Genomic DNA, 21580 nt, shown 5'->3' with positions numbered 1-21580 from the left:
CCATAGATTGTTGTTGTTGAATCATTTGACTCACCTGCTCCCTTTAATACCTTTATTATACAGGAAAAAAGGTACAGCCTCCTCAGTTTTCTTGAGGGTCTATACCTTTTTAAGTATTAAAGGGACTTCTTCAGTGGCCTCGTCGGATACCGGGGTGCTTTTTCGGGAATTGCCAGCATCAATGTTTCAGACAGCAATCCCTATCAATTAAAAAGACACATTGTTTTGCAACCAAAATTGGGCTTGTGGGGATTTAAACTTCTGCTGCTAAAAGTAGTTTTGCTGACCAAATTAGAACGCCTGTACATTTCTGTGCAAAATAACTTTCACATCAATGGTATACTAGTACCGAAATAAACCGGACAAAATCTCAGCAAGATTTTGTCCGGTTTTTCGTTATCATATAACCTCTGGCAGGGAACTTCTGCATTCCTGAATTCTGGTGACGGTAACCTCGTCCACATCCCGTTTTACGCGTAGCGCGTATAAGAAAAGTAGCACGTAGGGTAGTGGATTTTCCGGCCAAAAGCAATTGAAGAGCCGGAACATTGGACGAGTATTTCGCATTCTGTATGCATTCTATGGGATAATTTCTGAAGGTCCCGGTGCGGGCAGCTAGCCCCCGAGTATTCGCCTAAAATTATTTATTAGAAGCTCCAAACCAAACCGGAGGCGAAATTTTTATCAGCGCCTGTCCGTCCGTCCGCTTTTAAGTTCATATAGACAGCATGGAAGGATAGATTGTCCCTGATGGTACGGTTATAGGCGTAGGTAAAGCCCGAATATTTGGTATCACCGGTCCAAAGGTTGTTGGTGCTGTACGAATAGGCATAGGGGCTGATATTGCCGGCAACTTTGTCAACGCTGTTGTTTTCCACGTTGTTGTATTGTACGGTAAAACTATTCTTGTCCCAGCTATAGGTACTAGCCACAAAGTAGGCTGCATTATTAGTATCCGCATTAGAGCGGGTGTACTCGCCGCTAATGCCGATATTGGGCGTAGCCTGAATATTAGTATTTACAGAAAAGTATTTGCGGGAATCAGTAGCGGCATTATCCTGTTTGGCGGACGCAAAAGCAAAACCTGCTTGAACCTTTTTGCTCAATTGTTTACTGACGTCAAAACCATACCATTGCGCTGCGCCAGAATCGGGAATGTAGGTTAATACATTCATAGTTTTTCCACCAATTACATTGACGTTGTAGTCACCGAGTTTCTTGGTAAGGATGACACCATCAAAACGGTTGGTAACACCAGAGGCATCGGCACCAGTTCCTAAGATGGACCCTTGCCCGAGAGTTACAGCTTGACGACCGAGGCTGTAGTTCCAGTCATCCAGCTTACCTTTGATGCCATACCAGTCAAACTCAGTAGTCTTGGTGGAATCATTTGCCGACAAGGCAGGAGAACCAAAATTGCTACGGTTGCTGATCCGCCCGAAGAAAGCAGTATCCTTATCTAACTGGCCATTGAACATCAAACGGGCTCGAAACTGAAAAAAAGATCTTTTGTCTGTGACCGCTCCGTTTCCACTGGTCGTATCGTCATAGACACGGCCTTGTAAACGAAAGTCGCCAGTGAAATCAAGAGGCATCGCCATCGCTGTTCCGGCGGATAGAGCAAACATAGCCGCCAGAGCTAAAGTAATTATTTTTTTACTCATGTTTTCCTCCTAGGTTTTTAGTTTGTATTACAAGCTATAGTGGAGGGATAAGTGGCTTATATTTCCTTATCCGTTATACAGCTTGTCATCAAGAGTTTCGTGCAGTTAGGCAACCTAAGATTGCACCTCCTTCCCAGCCTAACAGTGTTTAAACTCATAAATGCGTATCACTACTTATAAACCCAACAATCATTGCTTGCTAATTCATAGTGCGAGCATACGATTCGGAGAAATTTATCTTTAATATTACCAAGTTATTATGAATAACTTATGAATAAGTTGTGAATAAATTATGTTTTTTTTATGAAGATAGGTGAAGCTTGGTGTCATTATTAATTTTTTCTGTTGGATCGAGACGGAAACGATATGTAGTATCTTCAGTTGAATTCCCATGTTTTTCAGTAGAAAATAAGTCTATCGAAAATTATCGCTAAGTAAAACGAGTGCTTTTTATTGAAAATCATAAGTTTTACACATTTCTTTCATAAGATTTACACATTTTTCTTTTATAATTAAGCATGAGAAACAAGATTAGTTTTGGCCGTAAATCTTAATGAAAGTGAGGTTACTAAAAATGAATATTTCCCTTGAGTCATCAGCGCGTAGCTATATTGTAAAGAAAAGTCCGGATAAAGCAATCACCCTCGGTGTTGGCAAGCGAGAAGGATCAAATTGCGGGTGTAGTGTAGGGGCAGGAGTATACCCAACTGTGAAACTAGGTGTAAGTCCTTTTGATATTAATATATATAACAAAAGAGACATCGACGGCATCGAAGTTTATTATCCAGATACTGTTTCAGATACGTTTAAAGCTGTTACAGTGAAAGTAGAAGGAGTATTTTTTTATAAACAACTATTGGCCCTGGGGATTTGATCTGCCCACCTTAAGACTCTATTTAGCATTGTTCCACCGGCAATTTTTACAGGCTGGGCGATCATATAGGTAGCCAAATTCCGGAATTTTTTTGTCTATTAAAATACCGAGACTATAAGTATCCTTAGAGGTCTTATATCTCTGAAAAAACACCATAACCTCAAATAAAGAAAGGACAAGCGCCTACACGTTTGTCCTTTCTTGCATTCCAGCTATGCCAATAGAGTAACTATTTCTGATTTTACTTTCCCCCTGCCGCATGTGTTCCCTTTTTGACAACGACTCCATCAACTGCGGTGTAAACTACGTCGTCTTTAATCCAGCCCTCGATGGTATGTCCATCAACTACCTGTTTGTTATATCCAGTAGGATTATGGTCGATCACGGCATATTGAGGACCGTTTTTACCGCTGCCCTGCCTGACCATGACTGTTTCGAGGTCCTTATTGATGCGATACGCCTTAGTTGTGACTCCGTCAATGGCGGTGTAAGCTACACTGTCTTTGATCCAGCCCTCAATGGTTTGGCCACCAGTTACCTTTTTGCTATATCCCGTAGGGTTACGGTCGATCTCAGCATATTGAGGACTGTTTTTACTGCTGCCTTGCTTGACCATGACTGTTTCGATGTTCCCATTAATGCGATAAGCCTTAGTAGGGACTCCGTCAATTGCGGTGTATGCTACACCGTCTTTGATCCAGCCTTCAATGGTTTGGCCGCCAACTACCTGTTTGTTATATCCAGTAGGATTACGATCGATCACGGCATATTGAGGACCGTTTTTTCCGCTGCCTTGCTTCACCATGACTGTTTGAATATCTGATTTAATTTTATTTGTTTCCGGGATAAACTCGTTGGCCGAAGCCACACCCGCTACCATCATGCTCATCAGTAAAGATGCGGTTATAAAAGTCTTTTTCATTTTCATTACCTCCTTGATTTCTTTATCCATATTATACCTAGCACGTCTTCGAGAACCACCTGTTCGATCCGCTCAAAATATTCTTTAGTTATTTACATATTGATTAAGCGGTGCCTGGTCGCTTTTTTTATCTACATAAAGCGTGCCGTCGGGATTTATAGTGGCTAACGTTACTTCATTTAAATCAGTTACCCCCTGTGATTGTAACCGGCTCTCCAACCACGGTCGGGTTAACCCGCTTTCCGTTAAGTTCTTTTCGATTACTGTTCCGTCAACCACCAGTTCCTTACCAACAAATTGGCTTGCTGCCGCGCCTTGAGAAGATAGATTTAAGTCCTTCGCCGTAACGGGTTGAAATTGAGCCTTCTTCAATATACTTAAGTGTCCGTTGGATTCCATTATGCCGACTTCTATTTCATTAGGGTCGAATACACCGCGCATTCTCAGTTGCTTTAAGAGATGGTGCACATTAAAATATCTAGTGCCCAGATTATCTTCCAGTATCTTACCGTTATGGATTACCATTATCGGCTCCGAATCAATCAGTTTTCTGGCAGGAACACTCCTTAACGTAATAAAATTGATAATCATAATCCATACAGTCCAAACCCCCAGACTTACTACGCCTGCTACGATGCCGATGCTGCTGTCAACCGCCATCGCTGCGGCGATAGAACCGATCGTAATACCATTGACATAGTCGAAAAAGGTTAATTGGGAAACTGCTTTTCGCCCTGCTATGTGTGTTAGTACAAATAATATTACAAAGCTTAGAGACGTTCGTATACCAATATCAACAATGTTTTCCACCTGAGTTCCCCCCCTTATGAAAAAAGAAAGGTAGTTGTTCTACCTCTCTTCTCTCCGTTTGACGTATCCGATTATTGTGTTTACCCTTGCCCCATCATGGTTTGAATTTCCTGCTGTAATTGCGAGAGGTTTTGCATTTTTGCATCTCGGAGTTGTGTAAAAAGCTGCCGTACTTCGGGATTGCTAATATCCATCATGTTCTTATTGTACATGGACTGCATCATTTTTTCATCTTGCATGACATCAGTTAAATAGTCAACAGTATTCATTTTATCCCTCCGTTCCTTTTATACAATACCAAGCTTGGACATGGCCTGTGAAAGCGTACTGTAGTGATTGCGAGCGCCCTGCTCCATCCCCTTGAGCATCGGCTGGAGTTTGGGATCGGTAATTTGCTGGGAAAGATCCGCATACTTCTTGGCCATACTCTCCTCATGAGCCAGCATTTCTTTCAATGCGTTATTCATTATTTCCTGTTCGGTGAGCATGATGATGATAACCTCCTTAGCCTTGGTTTTTTACTGAATAGTATAATTCACCGGCGGCATCTATCAGCGCAACATAAACATCCTTGATGTTGGTGATGCCTTTTTTCAGCAGCTGCTCATTTAACCATTTTTCATCATAGCCTAATTCATGCAGGTTTTCTGCTAAAACCTTTCCCTCAGTAATTAGAATGGTCGGCAGACCACCTCCCATGGTTTTCCTGTTTAAGTCCTTGGGTGTTACCGGCTGATAATCGGATTTTTTTAGAACGCTGACATGACCGCTGGTTTCCAGCACCGCTACCTCTACCTCATTAAGATTCGGAGCGTCTACTGTCCGCAGGTCTGATAACAAAAGTTCCAAGGGAAAGAAAGTTTTGGCCATATTCTCGCGTAGAATTTTTCCTCCCGCAATCAATGGCACCGCTTGCCCCAATACAACCTTGGCAAAAGTCCTGTTTTTTACGGCTATGTAGGAGATGAGATAGTGCATAAGATAAATCACTGTTACTACCGCAACCGTATTAATGATACTTATCTTGGGTTCAAACAAAGGAGCGGCGGTAAGTCCGCCCATCATCCAGAAAAAAGCGAAATCATAACCGGCAAATTGACCGCCCGACCGGTGGGGCAAGACTTTACCTTCCACATACAGCATGATTCCCACCACAAGAGTCCGTAAAACAAAAATAAACGGGCTGATTTTCTCAGCAGTTCCGAATACATCTTGTAATAGTTCCAAATTCATCCCTTCTTTACACACTTATATAGACTGTACCCTGCGCCTCCAGCATGGCCAGAAACACATCTTTCGGATTAGTAATACCTTTTTCGCCTAATTTTTTTAATAGCCACACATGATCTAACCCCAACTGATGAAGATTTACCTCGTCGATGACTCCATCATAGATAAGAATAGTAGGCAGTGCTACCGGCTTCGGCGGCAGGTTCATTTGCTTTCTGGTAACAGGTAATGCCTCGGGTTTCTTAACAACGCTGATTTTGCCGTAAGGCTCTAAAACAATGGTATCAATTTCTGAAAGATTATGTGCTCCTTTAAGCCTTAATTGCCCTAACAGATTGTCCAGTGTCACATGACAATCCAGCAAATTTGCTTTGAGCAAGCGTCCGCCTTGCATCAGGACGGTGGCCTGCCGGTCGATGCCTTTCGGCCATTTTATATCCAAATAGGATAACAAAACGTTGACGCCAGCGTAAACAAAAACAATTACCAAGCCAGCAGTGAGCGAAGATTCCGGGGAAACCATGCGGACAGCAGCCAAGCTCACGATGCCGGCTGCTACCAGATAATTGTGGCCTGATAAAATGCCGACCTGGCGGTGCCCCATCATTCGGGTGGCAGCAATCAAGGCAATATAAAGGATAATAGCCCGGATAACCAAGGCTAAGGTAGATATATCCTTACTTCCTTCCCAAAAGGACTTCCATTCCAAAGTATTTCCTCCTAAATCAGCAAACGTGATTCATCAACTTTTTTCCAGTAATGCTGACAGAATAACCGCCAGAATGACAATGAGAACACCGGCATATAAATGAATTTTTGACAAATTGGTGGCTGAATTGGAGACTCGCGTCATTTGCATTTGGTTTTCTTGGTTTTGCGGTGTCGACGGGTTAATCAGACTGCTCATTTTGGGGCCTATACTAAAAACCTGGATTAGTAAAATGCCAATCATGATTGCTACCAGAATTAGTTTGATCGTCAAAACAATACCTGACGGTTCTTCAAGCAGTGGAGTAAGTTCCTTTTTCTTATCCAGGGTCGCATAACTGCCGGTAAGGATAAGAATGATAAGGCTGGTCCAAGTGAGTGTGGAAAAATTTTTCATAGCCATGCCATTAACCGCATGGGCCTTCATATCGGGCAACGGTTTTAATGCCGGCTTAACAGCAAACTCGCTGTATATCATGCTGCCGATCCAGGTAACGGCGGCCAGGATATGTAATGCGCCGGATATTGTGTGTAAGAGCTCTTTTCCTTCCATAGGATAAACCTCCCCTTGAAATATCCATCATTTGGCTTAAGATATCAAACCTGACTTTTGAACAGCTTCCTAAGCTATCTAATAATATCGATTTTTGTTCTCGAAATAGTGTAAACAATTACTATGCCAAGTACCAGATGAGAAAATAAGTTTATAACAAAACTTCCTATCCCCATCGACCAAGTAGGAGTAGCTATTCCTGACACAATAAAGAAAATATTCATAAGTGCCCAGAGAACTATACCTAAAATGAGTCCTGATGAAAAATAGGAAACTAAGTATTCTTGAGATATCAGCCTAGCTGCAAGCCATCCGGCAAACCCAGTGACTATTACGTAAATAAACCACCCCATGCCGGATTGTACGAATAATAAATTAGAAACTGTGCCTATTGTATCTACACTCGAAATTCCACTAGCAAAGGCTAGCTGATCCACCACCAATTTGACAGCCCCACCAATCACGCCACCGATAAGGACAGCTATATTTCTTTCCACAGGCCAGTTCCCTCCTTAAGATTTCAGTTATTTTCACACTATATTGTTTATCTTTTACACATAAGTTATACGGGTTTGCTACCCACTGTCAGACCCCTATGGATGTACCAATGGTACAAGACAACTTTCAGTTGGTATATACATGCTCAAACATTAACGGTAAGTTATTGTTAAGCCCTTTAGAAAACAGCAATTGATGATATTGAACAAGCCAGTGCTTTTTCAAGACTGGCTTGTTTAACTTTAAGTTATACCATAGCTGGGGTCTGAAGCTGACTTAACGAATATTGACATTCCTCGATGCACAGATCAAGATGATGCGCTCCTTCGTTCAACATCATCTTTACCTGTGTATTGTTCTCCTGAGTTGCCATTGAACGAAGCTGCCCGGCTGTTTGCTGGCATTGCTGCACACATTGTTGGATGTCATTAGCAGGATTAGCTGCCATACATGGTTCACCTCTTTCTTTAACGATTGTATCTTATTGGGCTTGCATGGATGCATGTTCACACTGGCGAATACACATTTCAACATGAGTTGCGCCGAATGTAACCATTTCCCTCACACCGGCGTTAGGAACAGCGTTAGCCGCTGTTCGCAGCATATTGGCCGTGTTGGTACAATTGGTGATACATTGTTGGATCTGCTGTTTGCTTGCCATGATCTCACCTCCCATCCAGGTATAATATAACCATTTCGGTTGCATTTAAGCCTAGATGTCGTTTAAAAAAAGAACAGCCAGCAACGCCTACTTCCGGTAGGAACTGCTAGCTGCTTGTGCTTAATCGCTTTCCTTAGGCAAAGGTTCCTGAGTAATGTCGAACATGGCTTTGGTAAGCTCGGCCACATGTTCTTTTTCCTCATTCATCAGGTGACAAAAAAGGTGCTGATTATGAACGTTTTCTGACTTTTCCATATAGCATTGGTATTTATTGATCGCATGAAACTCGGAGGCTAACGCCTTGGTCAGATAACAAACTTCCTCCATCTCTTCAGCATCGAGCGGCGACACCGCTATATCTTCCGGTTCGGGCGTGACAGGCTTTTTCATCCATTTTGCCCGCTTTTTTTTCATCATGCCGCTCATAGTCAGTTCGTCAAGTCCCTCTTCTTTGAGCTTTTCGGCCTGCACAGGGTCAAGCATGCTGATATGATGCATAACCATTACATAATGCTGCATCTCATCTTCAGCTATATCCAGAAATAGATCAGTCATACACGTTTGCCGAGCTGCCTGAAAATACATGGCAATGGCTTCCCTCTCATCAGCCGCCGCATCCCGCAACAGAATTAAGTCTGGATGATTCGGACACTCCAACTCTTCCATATCCATCATCATCGAATTACAGCCCATCATATTGGAACCACCCATTTTTTTGCTCATCATCCCTTTCGGTGCCATCAGTTACTCCCTCCCATAAACTAGTTATGTCATACTACTATACTCTATTCAGTCTGGCTACTTATTGAAACTTGTCTTCTTGGCAAGTTATTGTATTGAGTAGCATATACTGTGGAAAACCGAAAGGAGCTACTGGCATGCTTATCGCTAACTGTGCTTAATCCTAATTTTCAGAGGTTCAACTTTCTGGATATTCCCCAATCCCTTTGTTGTACGCGACATAAGAGGTGCTTTTTTTCTTTCTGCCCCATTTCAAAGTGTCCTTTCCTCCACCTCGCTTTTCTACATGAATGCCAATTACCGGGATTATATTCTAATAAGCGACTAGATTATCTAGGTATCTTTTTTTTTGCTTTTGGCGATAGCATATACCCCAAGTAGAAATGCGAAACCAGATTCACAAAAAAACAATATATGTCTTCCCAATTAATTATTTTGAAATAGAGCAATAGAGCTATTTTTTTACCTGCCGAAAAATTTTTAAAAACAGATATACCGTTGCCCCTAATGAGACCAGCAGGAGATAATAACCGGTATTGTGTATCTGCCACTGAATCGGTCCTTCGCCGGAATGCATCATAATCGCCGAAGTCAGGAGCATACTGGCAATAATCAGACTGTAGGCAATGCGGTTGATGGACTTGTCCAGCTTGTCCCCGATAAAGTCCATACCACTGATGGCCAACGGAATTTTTTTGTCTCCCCGGGTTAAACCGGAAAGAAACATAGGCAGTTCGCTAAACACAACCCGTAAATTTTTCTTAATGTTCAGAATGTTAGACAGGACGGTCGCTTCACTGATCTCTGGAATGATATTTTTACTCAGATACTCCTCAATTATCGGCCTTGCTATCTCCAGGAAGTTCACCTCCGGGTCGATTTTCCGGGCGTTGCCCTCGGCAATGGTGAAAGCCTTCCCAAGGAGCAACAATCTCATCGGCATCCTGATGCCGTGTTTTTGGGATATCTGCATCATACCGAAAATCATTTGTCCAATCTCCACTTTACCCTGGGCCATACCCTGAGACACAAACATGAGTTCCGCCATATCCTCATAATAATTTTGCCAATTGGTCTGTCCTGTGGATTGCCCCATCTCCAACGCCACATTCATTAGCGCTTCCACATCCGTGTTCTTGATGGCAATGAAATTCTCCACCAGACGTTCCGTCATGCGCGGGTCGATGCGTCCGACGATACCGAAATCAAAATATACGATTTCACCCGAATTGGTCAGTCGAATATTACCGGAATGGGGATCACCGTGAAACACGCCATAGAGTAATACTTGGCGTAAAAAGCTTTCTAAAAACTTACGGGCCAGTTTCCGCCGGACTGCTAAATCGCTTTTCTCAGCCGCAGCCTCAATGCTTATCCCCTCAATGTATTCCATCGTCAGCACATTCGCGTTGCTCAATTCCCATTCCACCCGGGGAGTGCGGGCCAATCCCGAACCGGCCAGCAAACGGCTAAAAAGCTGAATATTACCGGCCTCTACGGTATAGTCAATTTCCTTACGTAACGAGTGAGCAAAAATGGCAAAACTGTTTTCGATATCCATTAGCCTACTCACTTCCGGTTGATCGGCCAAAAAATTCACCATTTTTTGCAGCACCATCAGGTCCAGTTCGATTTGATTGATAACCTCCGGCTTGCGAATTTTCAAAACCACCTTGCGTCCATCCCGCAAGGTCGCAACGTGAGTCTGGGCAATGGAGGCCACCCCTAACGGTTCCGGGTCAATGAAGGAAAATACGTCCTGCCAGCCGGGCAGTGCCTCGGCAAATTGCTTCTGAATCTCTGCAAAGGGCGTGGGCGTCACTTGTTCCTGTAATCGTTTTAATGCATCTGTCACGAAGACCGGCACTATATCCGGCCTGCTGCTCAAAAACTGACCCAGTTTGATAAACGTCGGCCCCAATTCTTCCAGCATTCCCGGCAACCGCTCTGCCAACCGCCGGAATTCCTCACTTTTAAGCGCCTTTTCCAGACCGTCGGCTCCTACCCATGAACCAAAGCTAAGAAACTGCCGTAGACCTAAGTCTTTCACCAAAAAGCCAAATCCATGCCGCATAAATACGGCGGCGATGTGGCGAGCCCTTTCCCTCACCGCGTCTTCTCGCTGCCAAATTGCCATCCAATCTCCTCCCACAGCAGATGTTGAGCCTTAATCCCACTAATCGGTTTTGCCCTGCGGTATCACCGGCGGCTCAGTTGATGGTATCCCAAAATAAGCGTCCAGCACTTTACGAACGACCGGCGCCGCAGCGACCGAACCTTCACCACCGTCTTCGACAAAGGCGGCCACTACAACTTCGGGGTTCTCTGCCGGCGCGTAGCAAGCAAACCAGGAATGCGTCGCCCGTCGTCCGGTTTCGGCTGACCCGGTTTTACCAGCCACCGTTTTGGGAAAACCGGCAAAGACTTTTGACGCCGTCCCCTTGGTTGTTACCCCCACAAGCCCCTGGCGTATGGTGTCCCATATCTCCGGTTTTAGATAAACGGTACGCAAAACTTCAGGCTCAAATTTTTCTAGCGTGGCACCATCAGGGGAAACTATTTTATCCACCAGCATGGGCCGGTACACAATACCGCCATTGGCTACCGCCATGAACGCTAGCGCATGCTGAATCGGCGTGACGAGATAATAACCCTGGCCGATAGCCGCGATCAGCGTCTCACCTGGGTACCACTGTTCGCCGAACGTCTTCTGCTTCCACTCCTCAGTCGGTACGTTGCCATGCTCTTCACCGATAAGTTTAATTTCGGAGAGTTTTCCGAAGCCGAAGGTTAGCGCATAGGAAGCCAGAGTATCTACTCCCATCCGATTGCCCATTTCATAAAAGAATGGATCGCTAGACCAGACCAGGGCATCCACAATGGTGAGACGGCCTAAACCTTTCGGTTCCCAACCGTAAAAGGGCCAATTGCCTAACATGTACACGCCTTTATCTTCAAATACCTCAGTTGGGGTGGTAAACCCGCCGTCCAGCGCGGCCGCGGCTGTGACGATCTTAAATACCGATGCCGGTGGATAGGCGCTCTGGATTGCCCGGTTGGCCAAAGGATTGTTCGGATTGGCTATCAGGTTGTTCCAGTCCTTACTGCTAATTTCACTGGCAAATAAGTTCGGATCGAAAGCCGGCAGACTGGCCATTGTCAATACGCCGCCGGTTTTTACGTTCAAAACAACGACCGCGCCGCCTTTCGCCGGTTCACCGATTTTTTTACTTGTTTCAATTTGGGCAGCTAATGCCTCTTCCGCCGCCTTTTGCAGATTGGCATCCAGTGTCAATACCAGTCCCTTACCGGGAATTGGCGCTTTCTCGCCAACAACTCTTGTCTCTTCCCCTGCCGCGTTCATCTCTACTTGTTTGCCGCCTTCAACACCCCGCAGCGTATCTTCCCATATCCGCTCCAATCCATCTTTACCGACAAGGTCATGAGGATGATAGCCTTGCGCTTTGCGCTTGGCAAACTCTTCCTCGTTGATGGCCCCGATATAGCCGAAAATATGAGCGGCCAGTTGCTTATAGGTATAGTGACGCACCGGTATTGCTTCAATGATAACCCCTGGCAGGGAACTTCTGCGTTCCTGAATTTGGGTGACAGTAACCTCGTCCACATCCCGTTTTACGCGCAGTGGCGTATAAGGATAGTCTTTGCTGTCAGCAAGCATTTTGGTAATCTGTTCGGCTGAAAGCCTGGTCAAAGTTGCTAAAAACGGGGTAACTTCAGCTGGATTTGTGTATTCATTAGGGATAATGGAGATTGCAAAACTAGGCCTACTGCTGACAATCACCGCCCCATTCCGGTCATACATAGTCCCTCGTGGCGCATGTGCGGCAATTTGGCGAATGCGGTTTTCCTCGGCCAACATCTTAAACTGAGGCCCTTGCAGTAGCTGCAGCCAAGCCAAGCGCCCGATCAGGATTACAAATACACCAATAATAATCAGTAAAAATGACTTGGTGCGATTGTTCTCTAACCTATCCCACATGATGACTTTCACCCAATTCCAGTATTTTATCCTTACTCTCTTTATTATGGTTTCCGCAAACATGCTATTCAACTCATAGCATTAACACCTATATTTGTCTTCTTTGCAAAATACTCCCATTGGCATGAATAATCACGCGGTCATCATGGTGGCTAACTAGTAACCCAACAGCAATTCGCTCACCTGGCCTATGCCCTAATTTTCTTACTTAACCAGCTTCCCAAAATTGGAATGCCCCAAGCTTTCGCAAATGAAAGCTTGGGGCATTCTGACTGTGAATTTTAAAACTTCTACCGCACAACCCGCCGGGCACCGATAAATCGTGGGCCCCAGTATGGGCTGTCCAGACGGTCAATGGCTACACCACGACTGGAAGACGCGCTAATAAACCTGCCATCGCCAAGGTAAATACCATTATGGGACGGGCCAGGCTCATATGTGCTGAAAAACACCAAGTCGCCTGGCTGCAGTTGACTTCCTGTTACCGGAAACCCAACTTCAAACTGAACATCGGCCGTCCTTGGCAGGGAAATGCCGTTTAGACCGAATACATATTGGGTAAAGCCTGAGCAGTCAAACCCGTTGGGGGTGGTGCCACCCCATAGATAAGGAACTCCTTGCTGCCGTTTTGCTGTCGCTAAAATGCGGCTAACGGCGACACTGTCACCTCGTCCTCGACTTACCGGCGTACCGGGCAGCCTGAGTACACTCCAGGTAGCTTCACCAACGATACCGTCGGCTTCCAACCCCCGGTCAGCCTGGATGGCCTTGACCGCCGCTTCGGTTTGACTACCAAAGTCACCGTCGGCACCGCCGACGCTATATCCCAAGCTTTGCAGCCTCTCTTGTAAAAGAGCCACATCAGAACCGCTGTCTCCCAACCGGAGGGCAGCTGCTTCTGCACTACTCATGAGCAGCCCACTCGTAAGTACAACCAATAATGCTTTTTTTGCTGCTTTTTTCCATGAACCTTGTATCAATTTCGAACCGCCTTTCGTCGCCTCCGGAGTTAGCTGCCGGGTTAGGGCCAGGCTCAGCCCCGCGTTGTAGCGCTTCACCCCCAAAAAGGGTCCTCCGTACCTATCCAGGATTCGGCGTATTTACCTACTCGCCCCAGTGTCACCTCCTTCCTGTGCATTATAACCAAATTCACCTAAATTCGACAAGACCTATTTTACATGCCGCATCGTTTCGGTAATCCTTACCAAAGGTTTTGGCTTGGTTGTGTCGAATAACCTGATATACGGTAAATAAACGCATACCGTTTACGTCCGCTAAACTAGAAAGCAGGAACCTAATGTTCAAACGCAAACTGTATAAAACATTGACCTTAAGTCTCCTGACCCTGTCTCTTGTTACAACATCTTGGGGTGGAGCATGGGCTACCGCTTGGGCGGCTGCCGCCGATGAGCAAGCCCCGGAAATTGCTGCGCCCAGCAATGGAACAACTAATACCATTCTCGGGGGGATATTGGCGATAGGTCTCATCGCCGCCCTAACCAACCAGGGCGATAAAGCCGATAGTGCCGCACCGGCGAAAGGCACCGCGCCTGCGTCCCCACCGGCCACCAATCCAACACCCTCTGTACCACAAGCACCTAAGGCTAGCGGTGTCACTGCCGACGAAAAATTGGCCTTCAATTTATTAAATGCTGACCGCGCCGCCAACGGACTGCCGCCGCTAAAACTTAATCTTGTAGTAACCGCTGTAGCCGAACGGCATGCGCAGGACGAGATTGACCGGAATTTCTTTGCCCATGTTAATCCTGACGGCAAGTCTCCCTTTGACCGGATGCGCAGCGCCGGTATCTCCTTCGGCTATGCTGGCGAAAACCTGGCCATCAACCGGAATGTGACTGCGGCCCAGCAAGCCTTCATGAACAGCCCCGGCCACCGGGCTAATATCCTTAACCCCAACTACAAACAAGTCGGTATTGGTGTGCGCTATAGCCCGCAAGGTTCTGTTTATATAGTGCAAAACTTTATTGACTAGATAGCCTAAAATATCCTGTAGGGAAATTTAGCCTACAGGATATTTTTCATACATAGGGCTTACTAAACTTTTAGCATAAAATCTATAACGGCAGGTCATGCTACCATTGATTAACATATGCGTGAGGTGAATTATGCGGACACTGTATTACCTTACCATTAGTTGCATGATCTGGCTAGCAGCACTCATTGTCAACCAAAGTGCAGCAGCGCCGGTTGACATTGCCACCGAAGTAAGCGACGGTTTTGTGACAATCATGGATATAGAGGGTCATCTAGTCTTTCAAACCGGGCTTGCCGTTCATCCTGGTGACGAGTTTATCAATGAAGATAACCGGGTCTATACTATTACTGCCGTTCAAGGTACAACAGCAACAGCAGAATATGTTCGTGAAGAGTCTTTTAGCAGCCTATGGCCGGAAACTGTGCCTGTGCAAGCACCAACACAGCCTGAGGGTCAACTGGTGAGCATCTATCATACGCATACAGATGAATCCTACATCCCTACCGACGGTAAAGCTACCGTGAATGGCAACGGCAGCATCCTGCTTGTAGGGGATGCCTTTAGTAAACGGTTGTCCGAACTCGGTTACCAGACCAATCATGACAAAACCCTTCACGATCCCCATGATGCCAACGCTTATCAGCGCTCCCGGCGCACCGTGATGAAGCTACTTCAGCAGCAGCCGGCGGCTATATTTGATATCCATCGCGACAGCGCCCCCGCATCCATGTACAACGTCCAAGTAAACGGCCAGGATGCGACCAAAATATTACTAGTCGTTGGGCAACAAAATCAAAATATCAATACCACCATGAACTATGCCAAGACCATCAAAGCAGCCGCTGATGCCAAATACCAAGGCTTAGTACGCGGTATCTTTATCGCGAAAGGCGGTTATAACCAGGATTTAAACCCTCGTAGTATTCTTGTTGAAATCGGCACCCAGTATAATAACCGGGAAGCCGCCGACCGCAGCGCCGCTCTATTTGCCGATGTGATACCCTCTTTTCTTGCTCCCAGCACTGCAGCTCCGCCAGCTCAGGCTCAGGCGGCTCCGGCCGCCCCTTCACCAACAGCTGCCATATCTCCAGACATTGCTACCAATAATGATCCCGGTCCACGCCAAGATACCCTGCTCATCATTGGCGCACTGGTTGTGGGTACAGGTGCTTTCCTTTTTCTCAGCACAGGCAGCCTGCAAGAAGCCAAGACCAAACTCCTCCGTTTCGGCAAATATGAGTTTGGTGACATATTCCGTTCACGAAAAAAACGTAAATGATGAGGAGTATTTAATCCATGAAAAATAGCCGATTTTTCTGTATTCCTCGTTCTGTATTAGCAATTGCTTCCATACTGCTGGCCGTAAGCCTTGGCTTATATGTGACAAGCCGTCCCGCTCCGGAGCAAAAACCGCTGCCGTCACCGCAGCCGCAAAGCTATACTTCCTACCTCATCTTAGAGGAAACAACCGGTGAAACCTTGATGCAAATCTCGGTACCGCCTACCGTCGGTGATGAACTGATCACAGACACTAACAAGCGTTACACCATTGTCAAAGTAGAGGAAAACCGGTCATATGCCCGCTTTGTTGAGGACGTTAATCTGAAAAAATACCAAAACCCCAAATAATTACAGGACAAACGCCTTACACGTTTGTCCTGTCTTGCGTCCGGCCACACCAAGCAGAGCAACTATTTCTTATGCTACTTTCTACCTACCGAATGGGTTCCCTTTTTTACAATAACTCCGTCAACTGCTGTGTAAACTACACCATCTTTTATCCAGCCCTCGATGGTATGTCCGCCAACTACCTGTTTATTATATCCAGTAGGATTACGGTCGATCACGGCATATTGAGGGCCGTTTTTAGTGCTGCCATCCCTCACCAGGACTGTTTCGAGGTCCTTATTGATGCGATACGCCTTAGTTGTGACACCGTCAATGGCCGTGTATGCTACACCATCTTTGATCCAGCTCTCAATGGTACGCCCGTCAACTACTTGTTTGTTATATCCCGTAGGATTACGGTCGATCACAGCATATTGGGGACCGTTTTTACTGCTGCCCTGCCTCACCAGGATTGTTTCGAGGTCCTTATTAATACGATACGCCTTATTTGCGGCTCCGTCAATTGCGGTGTATGCCACACCGTCTTTGATCCAGCCCTCAATAGTACGCCCGCCAACTACCTGTTTGTTATACCCAGTAGGATTACGGTCGATCACGGCATATTGGGGACCGTTTTTAGTGCTGCCTTCCCTCACCAGAACTGTTTGGATGTCTGATTTAATTTTGTTTGTTTCCGGGAGAAATTCGTTGGCTGAAGCCACACCCGCTACCATCATGCTCACCAGTAAAGATGCGGTTATAAAAGTCTTTTTCATTTTCATTACCTCCTAGATTTCTTTACCAAAATCATACCTAACTAATGTGAATATCTGATGAACAACTTATGAAAAACTTGTGTTGTTTTACCAGTTTATCCAAAATCGAGAATGGCTTCTGAAGTATGGTACGAAATGAGCATGAGCCGTAAAGACAACTGCTATGCCAATGCCTACATTTGGTCTCCCACCGCTTTGGTAAGTAAAAAATCCCAGCACCACATGCCAGGCAGTCGCAGCAAATATATTCTTATTTCATATCCCTTATTGAACCTCTATTTTTACTTTACGGCTTAAAGGTAATTCCATTTAGGGATTTTACCGACCTCGACCTTGCCGATAACCTTGGTGTTTGTATTATCAAGGATACTCACCGTATTGTTATACATATAGGAACTCTCCCGCAGCTCAGCCGAATTCCTGTTATTTAGCACTTAACTTGCCGGAATATCTTAAAGAACAGATACACCATGGCAATCAGTGAGACTACTAACAAATAATAACCAGTGTAATGAATTTCAACCTGTAGCGACCCTGTGCCAGATTCATCATAATGGCTGAAGTCAGCTCTTTCTAAATTACCGCACCAAGCAGCGCACCAAAGGCCAAAAAAAACCGTTTTTAATAAAAGTACCGGCAGTTTCCCTCACACGTTCGCGGACTGCATCATTTCTGTTCCATATTGTCAAATTAATTCCCCCAACCTACCACAAATCAATAGACACCCCAAAACACACTATAATGAGCTATTTGCGTGATAGCTCTAAAGCGTGCTATCTCAAATAAAAAACAGTCAGCACACGCTGACTGCTTTTTATAGATAATCTAGTTGTCCAGAACCTCTACCTGTTTAGCTACTATGACGGGAGCTTGAGGCGTAGCCTTCTTAGCCTTAAACACCTCCCACAGTCCTCTGGCCAAGAATACCGAACCGCCAATTAAGAGCGCCCAGAACAAGAGTGTAATGGCTAAACCGGCTAAGCTGCCAAGTAAGCTTTCAAAACCTGAACCAGGCATCATGCCGGGCGTATTCGCCATGTTAGTCATATTCGCCATATTCCCATGATTATACATAGCCATGTTGCTCATTTGGCCATAAGCATCTACGCCATGATTCATAACACCCATGCCTTGCCCAATACCGTTCATCCCCTGGCTCATGCCTTGATTTATGCCACCCATACCTATGTTCATACCTTGGTTCATGCCTTGATTCATCATCATTTTAGAGTCCTCCTTATATTTCGTTTAATAGCGGTATCAGTGGTTCTGTTTCTGTTATTAACTATATCAAATTAGAATGAATATCATATGAATACCCTGTGAAAAACTCATGAATTTTTTTAAGTCTCACAGCACTGCTCCCAATTTTACCAAGTATGGGGTTACAACCCATTGTCTGCCAGCTAAGAGATAAGAAAAAGGCTGGCTTGTGCCAAATCCTTTGGACACTGGCGAAAGTCTTGATCGGTTCTGGCTCATAAGAAAAAACCTTTGCGCTGTTGCAAAGGTTTTTTCTAACCGTTAATGGGCCATAGTTTTGGCTGGAGCTTCTTTTATTAGCCCCCTTACTGTTTCGACTTGCTTGTCTACCGCTGTCTTATCAGGTGAGGGCTTGTTGACTTCGTTATTTAAAGCCATAATGGCTTGACTTAGCCGGTCTCGAAACCCTGCATCTGAGAAATGAGCCGACAGGCGATTGTTAAGCGTAACCAGATTACTTGCCGAAGGTCTGGCTTCGGTTAGTTTATTGGCTTGTGACTTGGCGGCCACATCATCAAGCGCTTGGTTCATTTGCGCTATGATAGGATTGGGGTCTTCCATGTTAGCCATGTTGTGCTGAGCTTGTTGTCCGCCTCCCTGCTGCTGAACAGGAGGCGTAGCCGGCGGCGGGTTCTTTTGACCGCTGCAGCCGTTTATCACTATTAGGCTTGCTAAACAAGCTACCAGAAACGCTTTACGCATACTACATCATACCACCCATACCGCCGCCGGAGGAACCACCCGACGAACCGCCACTGGAACCGCCTGACATACTACCGCCAGAACCGCCACCAGACATGTTCATCATGCCCATGCCACCACCGCCACCGCCACCTTGCATATTACCCATACCGCCACCTTGCATACCCATGGGCATTTGGCCCATCATTCCCATACCGCCGCCACCTTGCATATTACCCACCGGCATACCCCAACCCCAATTTTGCATGCCCATTGGCATTTGGCCCATACTCATATTGCCCATCGGCATTTGGCCCATCATATTACCCATTGGCATACTGTTGACAGGTACCATAATGACCGGCACCATCATACCACCGTTAAATGAGGCATTACCATACGGCATTTGCATGTTACCAGCAAAACCGGCATTCATGCCCGGCATCATCTGACCGCGGCCATACGACTGGCCATACATCGATTGTTGATTAGGAGCGAGCAGACCGACAACAGCCATCAACAGCAAGATACCCAGAAACGAATACAATGCATACCTCAGCCACGGATTGTTTTCCATAAAATTATATCCTCCCTTAAATTTTGTAGTGTAGTTCATGTTGGAAGGCACAGTATCAGGCTTGCCTAGAATACTAACAACGCTGTGAGCCAAATAATTAGCCCCTGCGCCCAGCGCCACTACCAACAAGGCGATCAGGAAAAACATATACATGGATCCCAGGAATCCCAGACTGCTCAATACATTCACCTCAAGTGCCACACGATTAACAAGAGCATGGTAATGGATAAAATAAACGGCGTGAGGAAAAAAATGATGCTCGTGGTGAAATCATGCACCCACCGCAGATATCCTCCCTGGTCCTGCATGGTCATAGTCATAGATTTTGCCATTTCCTGCTTCCAGACCAAGAGATCAGATAATGTGATATTGGATGCATGCATCATGCGCATCATGTCCCCCATGCTTTGCCCCATCATCTGGGTCATCATGTTACTGGTCTCAGCCTTATGGTTCTGCCACACAGTACCTAAAGCCAGGACGACAATAAGCAAAAATATAAAGGATAGTTGCCAAAAGTGAAGTTTAGCCTGGTTCATTCGATTTCGCGCTCCTCCACACCAGGTAAGCCGCCAAAACCAGGGCTATCACCAGTAAATTGGTAAATAGTGGCACAGACAGCTCCACTACACCACCTTGCCCACTTGAATCCATAGCGGCTATGCCCATCAGCGAGTTTTTCATGGCTTGCATCATGCCGGCCATGAACGCCTCAACCTGCTGCTTACTCGGGTCAGGTCCGCCAACCGATACCATGACGACTGCCACCGCAAAGAAGAAGGCAGAGGCAATAAACCATATTCCTACCTTGAACCAGCGCTGGGTCATCAGATTACCGGACAACTGCTCTGTAGACCAGAGCAGGGCGTGTGCCTTCTGGTACATGTGCCATACTAAACTGGCCAGTACAATATAGGTTAGCTTTTCGTGCACGAACATAGCAAACGCAATGGCAGCTTTGTTGTCATGGCTTTTCCAGAGGATAATGCCGGTGACAATAAACAGAAGGGTTGTCAGCAAAGTAAATAACCCATACCCTTGTCTGCCGAATATCGACCAACCCAAATCGAGCCGGCTGTCATCCTTTAGCACCCGGCTAAATTCCTGGCCAAGAGCAAGGAAGGCCAGTACTACATAGGGAACAGCGATTACCCTGTGGATGAAGTCGGCGGTGGCGATATCGTAGTTAAGCAACCAACCAAATCGGGCACCCACCATCGCCAAGCCACTGATCGTGAGCACGGCAAAAATAACAGTTAGCAGCCAATGCAACACAAATTCCAATCGAAGTTTCACGGTTATCAACTATTTCCCTTCGCGTTTATCTCCCGGTTTATCTCCTGGTTTATTACCATTTGGGTTAAAAGCAGGCGGCGAAGATAGTTGTGCCGGCGGTTCAGCCTGAATCACACTAGCGCCATTTGCCTGTTGACTAACCTCCTGTTCGTTATCAAATTGGGCTTTCAAATACTGCACCAAAGCCACCGTTAAGGTGATGACAAGCGCCAGCATTAACAGCTTAACCAAGAACCCAATGAGCATAAACAGCATCACCTGTGGTGACGCGCTATAACCACCGCCAAACTGCATGCCATTAAAGAGCGCCGTAATAAAGTACAGACCAAACACTACGGCTAACACGATGGCCATGGTTCTAAGCACTGGATCTTGATTGACATATTCCACAGCCTTGGACGACTTGAGAAACCCATCAGGCTGGTTAGTGAATTTGCGGACACCCATGATTAAACCGGCAATCAGCGCAAATACCAGCACTAGAATTAACAGATGCATGAGAAACCCGATGAGCCCTGGGATTATCCCGCCGAAGAAAGCTCCTCCTCCATAGCCGCCAGCAGTAGTAGCCATACCGTGATGACCGACATTATTGCCAGCATAACCAGTACCGCCGAAATTGGTGCCAAACAAGAAACCGAAGACAAGCAGCCCTACAAAGACAATGAGGACTACTCTCAAAATGGGATCCCCTTTTGTCGTATCACCCATACTGTCCCTTC

26 protein-coding genes and 1 riboswitch are annotated in these 21580 nt (G+C 45.9%); of the genes, 4 read left to right on the top strand and 22 right to left on the bottom strand.

Going from position 1 to position 21580, the window contains the following annotated elements:
- Positions 1-647: 647 nt before the first annotated feature.
- Complete coding sequence (locus tag VN447_RS10235; RefSeq protein ID WP_325525238.1) at positions 648-1664, bottom strand: hypothetical protein; 1017 nt, start codon at positions 1662-1664, stop codon at positions 648-650.
- A gap of 574 nt (positions 1665-2238) precedes the next feature.
- Here VN447_RS10235 and VN447_RS10230 point away from each other — a divergent pair.
- The gene (locus VN447_RS10230; RefSeq protein WP_325525236.1) at positions 2239-2538 is read left to right on the top strand and encodes a CC/Se motif family (seleno)protein; all 300 of its coding nucleotides are present in this window, start codon (positions 2239-2241) and stop codon (positions 2536-2538) included.
- A 241-nt stretch (positions 2539-2779) separates the two neighbouring features.
- Here VN447_RS10230 and VN447_RS10225 read toward each other — a convergent pair whose 3' ends face one another.
- From VN447_RS10225 to VN447_RS10160, 14 genes are all read right to left on the bottom strand, one after another.
- Positions 2780-3460 (bottom strand): hypothetical protein, encoded by a 681-nt coding sequence (locus VN447_RS10225; RefSeq protein WP_325525235.1) that lies wholly within the window; start codon positions 3458-3460, stop codon positions 2780-2782.
- A gap of 84 nt (positions 3461-3544) precedes the next feature.
- Entirely contained in the window at positions 3545-4270 is a 726-nt protein-coding gene (locus VN447_RS10220; protein ID WP_325525233.1) for a DUF421 domain-containing protein, read from the bottom strand.
- An 80-nt stretch (positions 4271-4350) separates the two neighbouring features.
- Positions 4351-4539 (bottom strand): spore coat protein, encoded by a 189-nt coding sequence (locus tag VN447_RS10215; RefSeq protein ID WP_325525232.1) that lies wholly within the window; start codon positions 4537-4539, stop codon positions 4351-4353.
- 18 nt (positions 4540-4557) lie between these two features.
- Complete coding sequence (locus VN447_RS10210) at positions 4558-4758, bottom strand: hypothetical protein (protein ID WP_325525230.1); 201 nt, start codon at positions 4756-4758, stop codon at positions 4558-4560.
- 16 nt (positions 4759-4774) lie between these two features.
- Positions 4775-5497 carry a DUF421 domain-containing protein gene (locus tag VN447_RS10205; RefSeq protein WP_325525228.1) on the bottom strand — a complete coding sequence of 241 codons (723 nt, stop codon included), beginning with the start codon at positions 5495-5497 and terminating at the stop codon, positions 4775-4777.
- Positions 5498-5510: 13 nt separating this feature from the next.
- Positions 5511-6209, bottom strand: a complete 699-nt coding sequence (locus VN447_RS10200) for a YetF domain-containing protein (RefSeq protein WP_325525226.1) — start codon at positions 6207-6209, stop codon at positions 5511-5513.
- A 33-nt stretch (positions 6210-6242) separates the two neighbouring features.
- The gene (locus tag VN447_RS10195; RefSeq protein ID WP_325525224.1) at positions 6243-6761 is read right to left on the bottom strand and encodes a DUF4149 domain-containing protein; all 519 of its coding nucleotides are present in this window, start codon (positions 6759-6761) and stop codon (positions 6243-6245) included.
- 74 nt (positions 6762-6835) lie between these two features.
- Positions 6836-7258, bottom strand: a complete 423-nt coding sequence (locus VN447_RS10190) for a hypothetical protein (RefSeq protein WP_325525222.1) — start codon at positions 7256-7258, stop codon at positions 6836-6838.
- 248 nt (positions 7259-7506) lie between these two features.
- Complete coding sequence (locus VN447_RS10185) at positions 7507-7707, bottom strand: hypothetical protein (protein ID WP_093792606.1); 201 nt, start codon at positions 7705-7707, stop codon at positions 7507-7509.
- 33 nt (positions 7708-7740) lie between these two features.
- Entirely contained in the window at positions 7741-7920 is a 180-nt protein-coding gene (locus VN447_RS10180) for a hypothetical protein (RefSeq protein WP_325525219.1), read from the bottom strand.
- Between the two features lie 120 nt (positions 7921-8040).
- Entirely contained in the window at positions 8041-8661 is a 621-nt protein-coding gene (locus VN447_RS10175; protein ID WP_325525217.1) for a ferritin-like domain-containing protein, read from the bottom strand.
- 454 nt (positions 8662-9115) lie between these two features.
- Entirely contained in the window at positions 9116-10798 is a 1683-nt protein-coding gene (locus VN447_RS10170) for an ABC1 kinase family protein (protein ID WP_325525216.1), read from the bottom strand.
- Positions 10799-10837: 39 nt separating this feature from the next.
- Positions 10838-12661: a penicillin-binding protein 2 gene (gene mrdA, locus VN447_RS10165; protein ID WP_325525214.1), complete on the bottom strand. Its 1824-nt coding sequence runs from the start codon at positions 12659-12661 to the stop codon at positions 10838-10840.
- A gap of 290 nt (positions 12662-12951) precedes the next feature.
- Positions 12952-13572 carry a C40 family peptidase gene (locus tag VN447_RS10160; RefSeq protein WP_325525241.1) on the bottom strand — a complete coding sequence of 207 codons (621 nt, stop codon included), beginning with the start codon at positions 13570-13572 and terminating at the stop codon, positions 12952-12954.
- 72 nt (positions 13573-13644) lie between these two features.
- Positions 13645-13768, bottom strand: a riboswitch (cyclic di-AMP (ydaO/yuaA leader).
- A 190-nt stretch (positions 13769-13958) separates the two neighbouring features.
- Between VN447_RS10160 and VN447_RS10155 the strand changes: the two genes are divergently transcribed.
- From VN447_RS10155 to VN447_RS10145, 3 genes are all read left to right on the top strand, one after another.
- On the top strand, positions 13959-14654 hold the full coding sequence (locus VN447_RS10155; protein ID WP_325525213.1) for a CAP domain-containing protein: 696 nt from the start codon (positions 13959-13961) through the stop codon (positions 14652-14654).
- 133 nt (positions 14655-14787) lie between these two features.
- Positions 14788-15936, top strand: a complete 1149-nt coding sequence (spoIIP, locus tag VN447_RS10150) for a stage II sporulation protein P (protein ID WP_325525212.1) — start codon at positions 14788-14790, stop codon at positions 15934-15936.
- A gap of 17 nt (positions 15937-15953) precedes the next feature.
- Positions 15954-16286, top strand: a complete 333-nt coding sequence (locus VN447_RS10145; protein WP_325525210.1) for a stage II sporulation protein P — start codon at positions 15954-15956, stop codon at positions 16284-16286.
- 74 nt (positions 16287-16360) lie between these two features.
- On the opposite strand, the gene VN447_RS10140 is transcribed toward VN447_RS10145, so the two are convergent.
- The 7 genes from VN447_RS10140 to VN447_RS10110 all read right to left on the bottom strand — a co-directional run bounded on the left by VN447_RS10140 (position 16361) and on the right by VN447_RS10110 (position 21569).
- Positions 16361-17041 carry a hypothetical protein gene (locus VN447_RS10140; protein ID WP_325525208.1) on the bottom strand — a complete coding sequence of 227 codons (681 nt, stop codon included), beginning with the start codon at positions 17039-17041 and terminating at the stop codon, positions 16361-16363.
- Between the two features lie 825 nt (positions 17042-17866).
- The gene (locus tag VN447_RS10135) at positions 17867-18265 is read right to left on the bottom strand and encodes a hypothetical protein (protein ID WP_325525206.1); all 399 of its coding nucleotides are present in this window, start codon (positions 18263-18265) and stop codon (positions 17867-17869) included.
- 300 nt (positions 18266-18565) lie between these two features.
- Positions 18566-19006 carry a hypothetical protein gene (locus VN447_RS10130; RefSeq protein ID WP_325525204.1) on the bottom strand — a complete coding sequence of 147 codons (441 nt, stop codon included), beginning with the start codon at positions 19004-19006 and terminating at the stop codon, positions 18566-18568.
- Between the two features lies 1 nt (position 19007).
- Complete coding sequence (locus VN447_RS10125) at positions 19008-19751, bottom strand: hypothetical protein (protein WP_325525203.1); 744 nt, start codon at positions 19749-19751, stop codon at positions 19008-19010.
- On the bottom strand, positions 19748-20101 hold the full coding sequence (locus VN447_RS10120) for a hypothetical protein (RefSeq protein ID WP_325525201.1): 354 nt from the start codon (positions 20099-20101) through the stop codon (positions 19748-19750). Before VN447_RS10120 ends, VN447_RS10125 begins: the two co-directional genes overlap by 4 nt.
- Positions 20088-20858, bottom strand: coding sequence for a hypothetical protein (locus VN447_RS10115; protein ID WP_325525199.1), 771 nt, complete (start codon positions 20856-20858; stop codon positions 20088-20090). Before VN447_RS10115 ends, VN447_RS10120 begins: the two co-directional genes overlap by 14 nt.
- 9 nt (positions 20859-20867) lie before the next feature.
- Positions 20868-21569 (bottom strand): DUF5326 family protein, encoded by a 702-nt coding sequence (locus tag VN447_RS10110; protein ID WP_325525197.1) that lies wholly within the window; start codon positions 21567-21569, stop codon positions 20868-20870.
- Between the last annotated feature and the right edge of the window lie 11 nt (positions 21570-21580).

The sequence above is a fragment of the Sporomusa sp. genome, from assembly GCF_035561155.1.
Classification (GTDB): domain Bacteria; phylum Bacillota; class Negativicutes; order Sporomusales; family Sporomusaceae; genus Sporomusa.
This window is presented reverse-complemented; position numbering and strand designations above follow the sequence as displayed.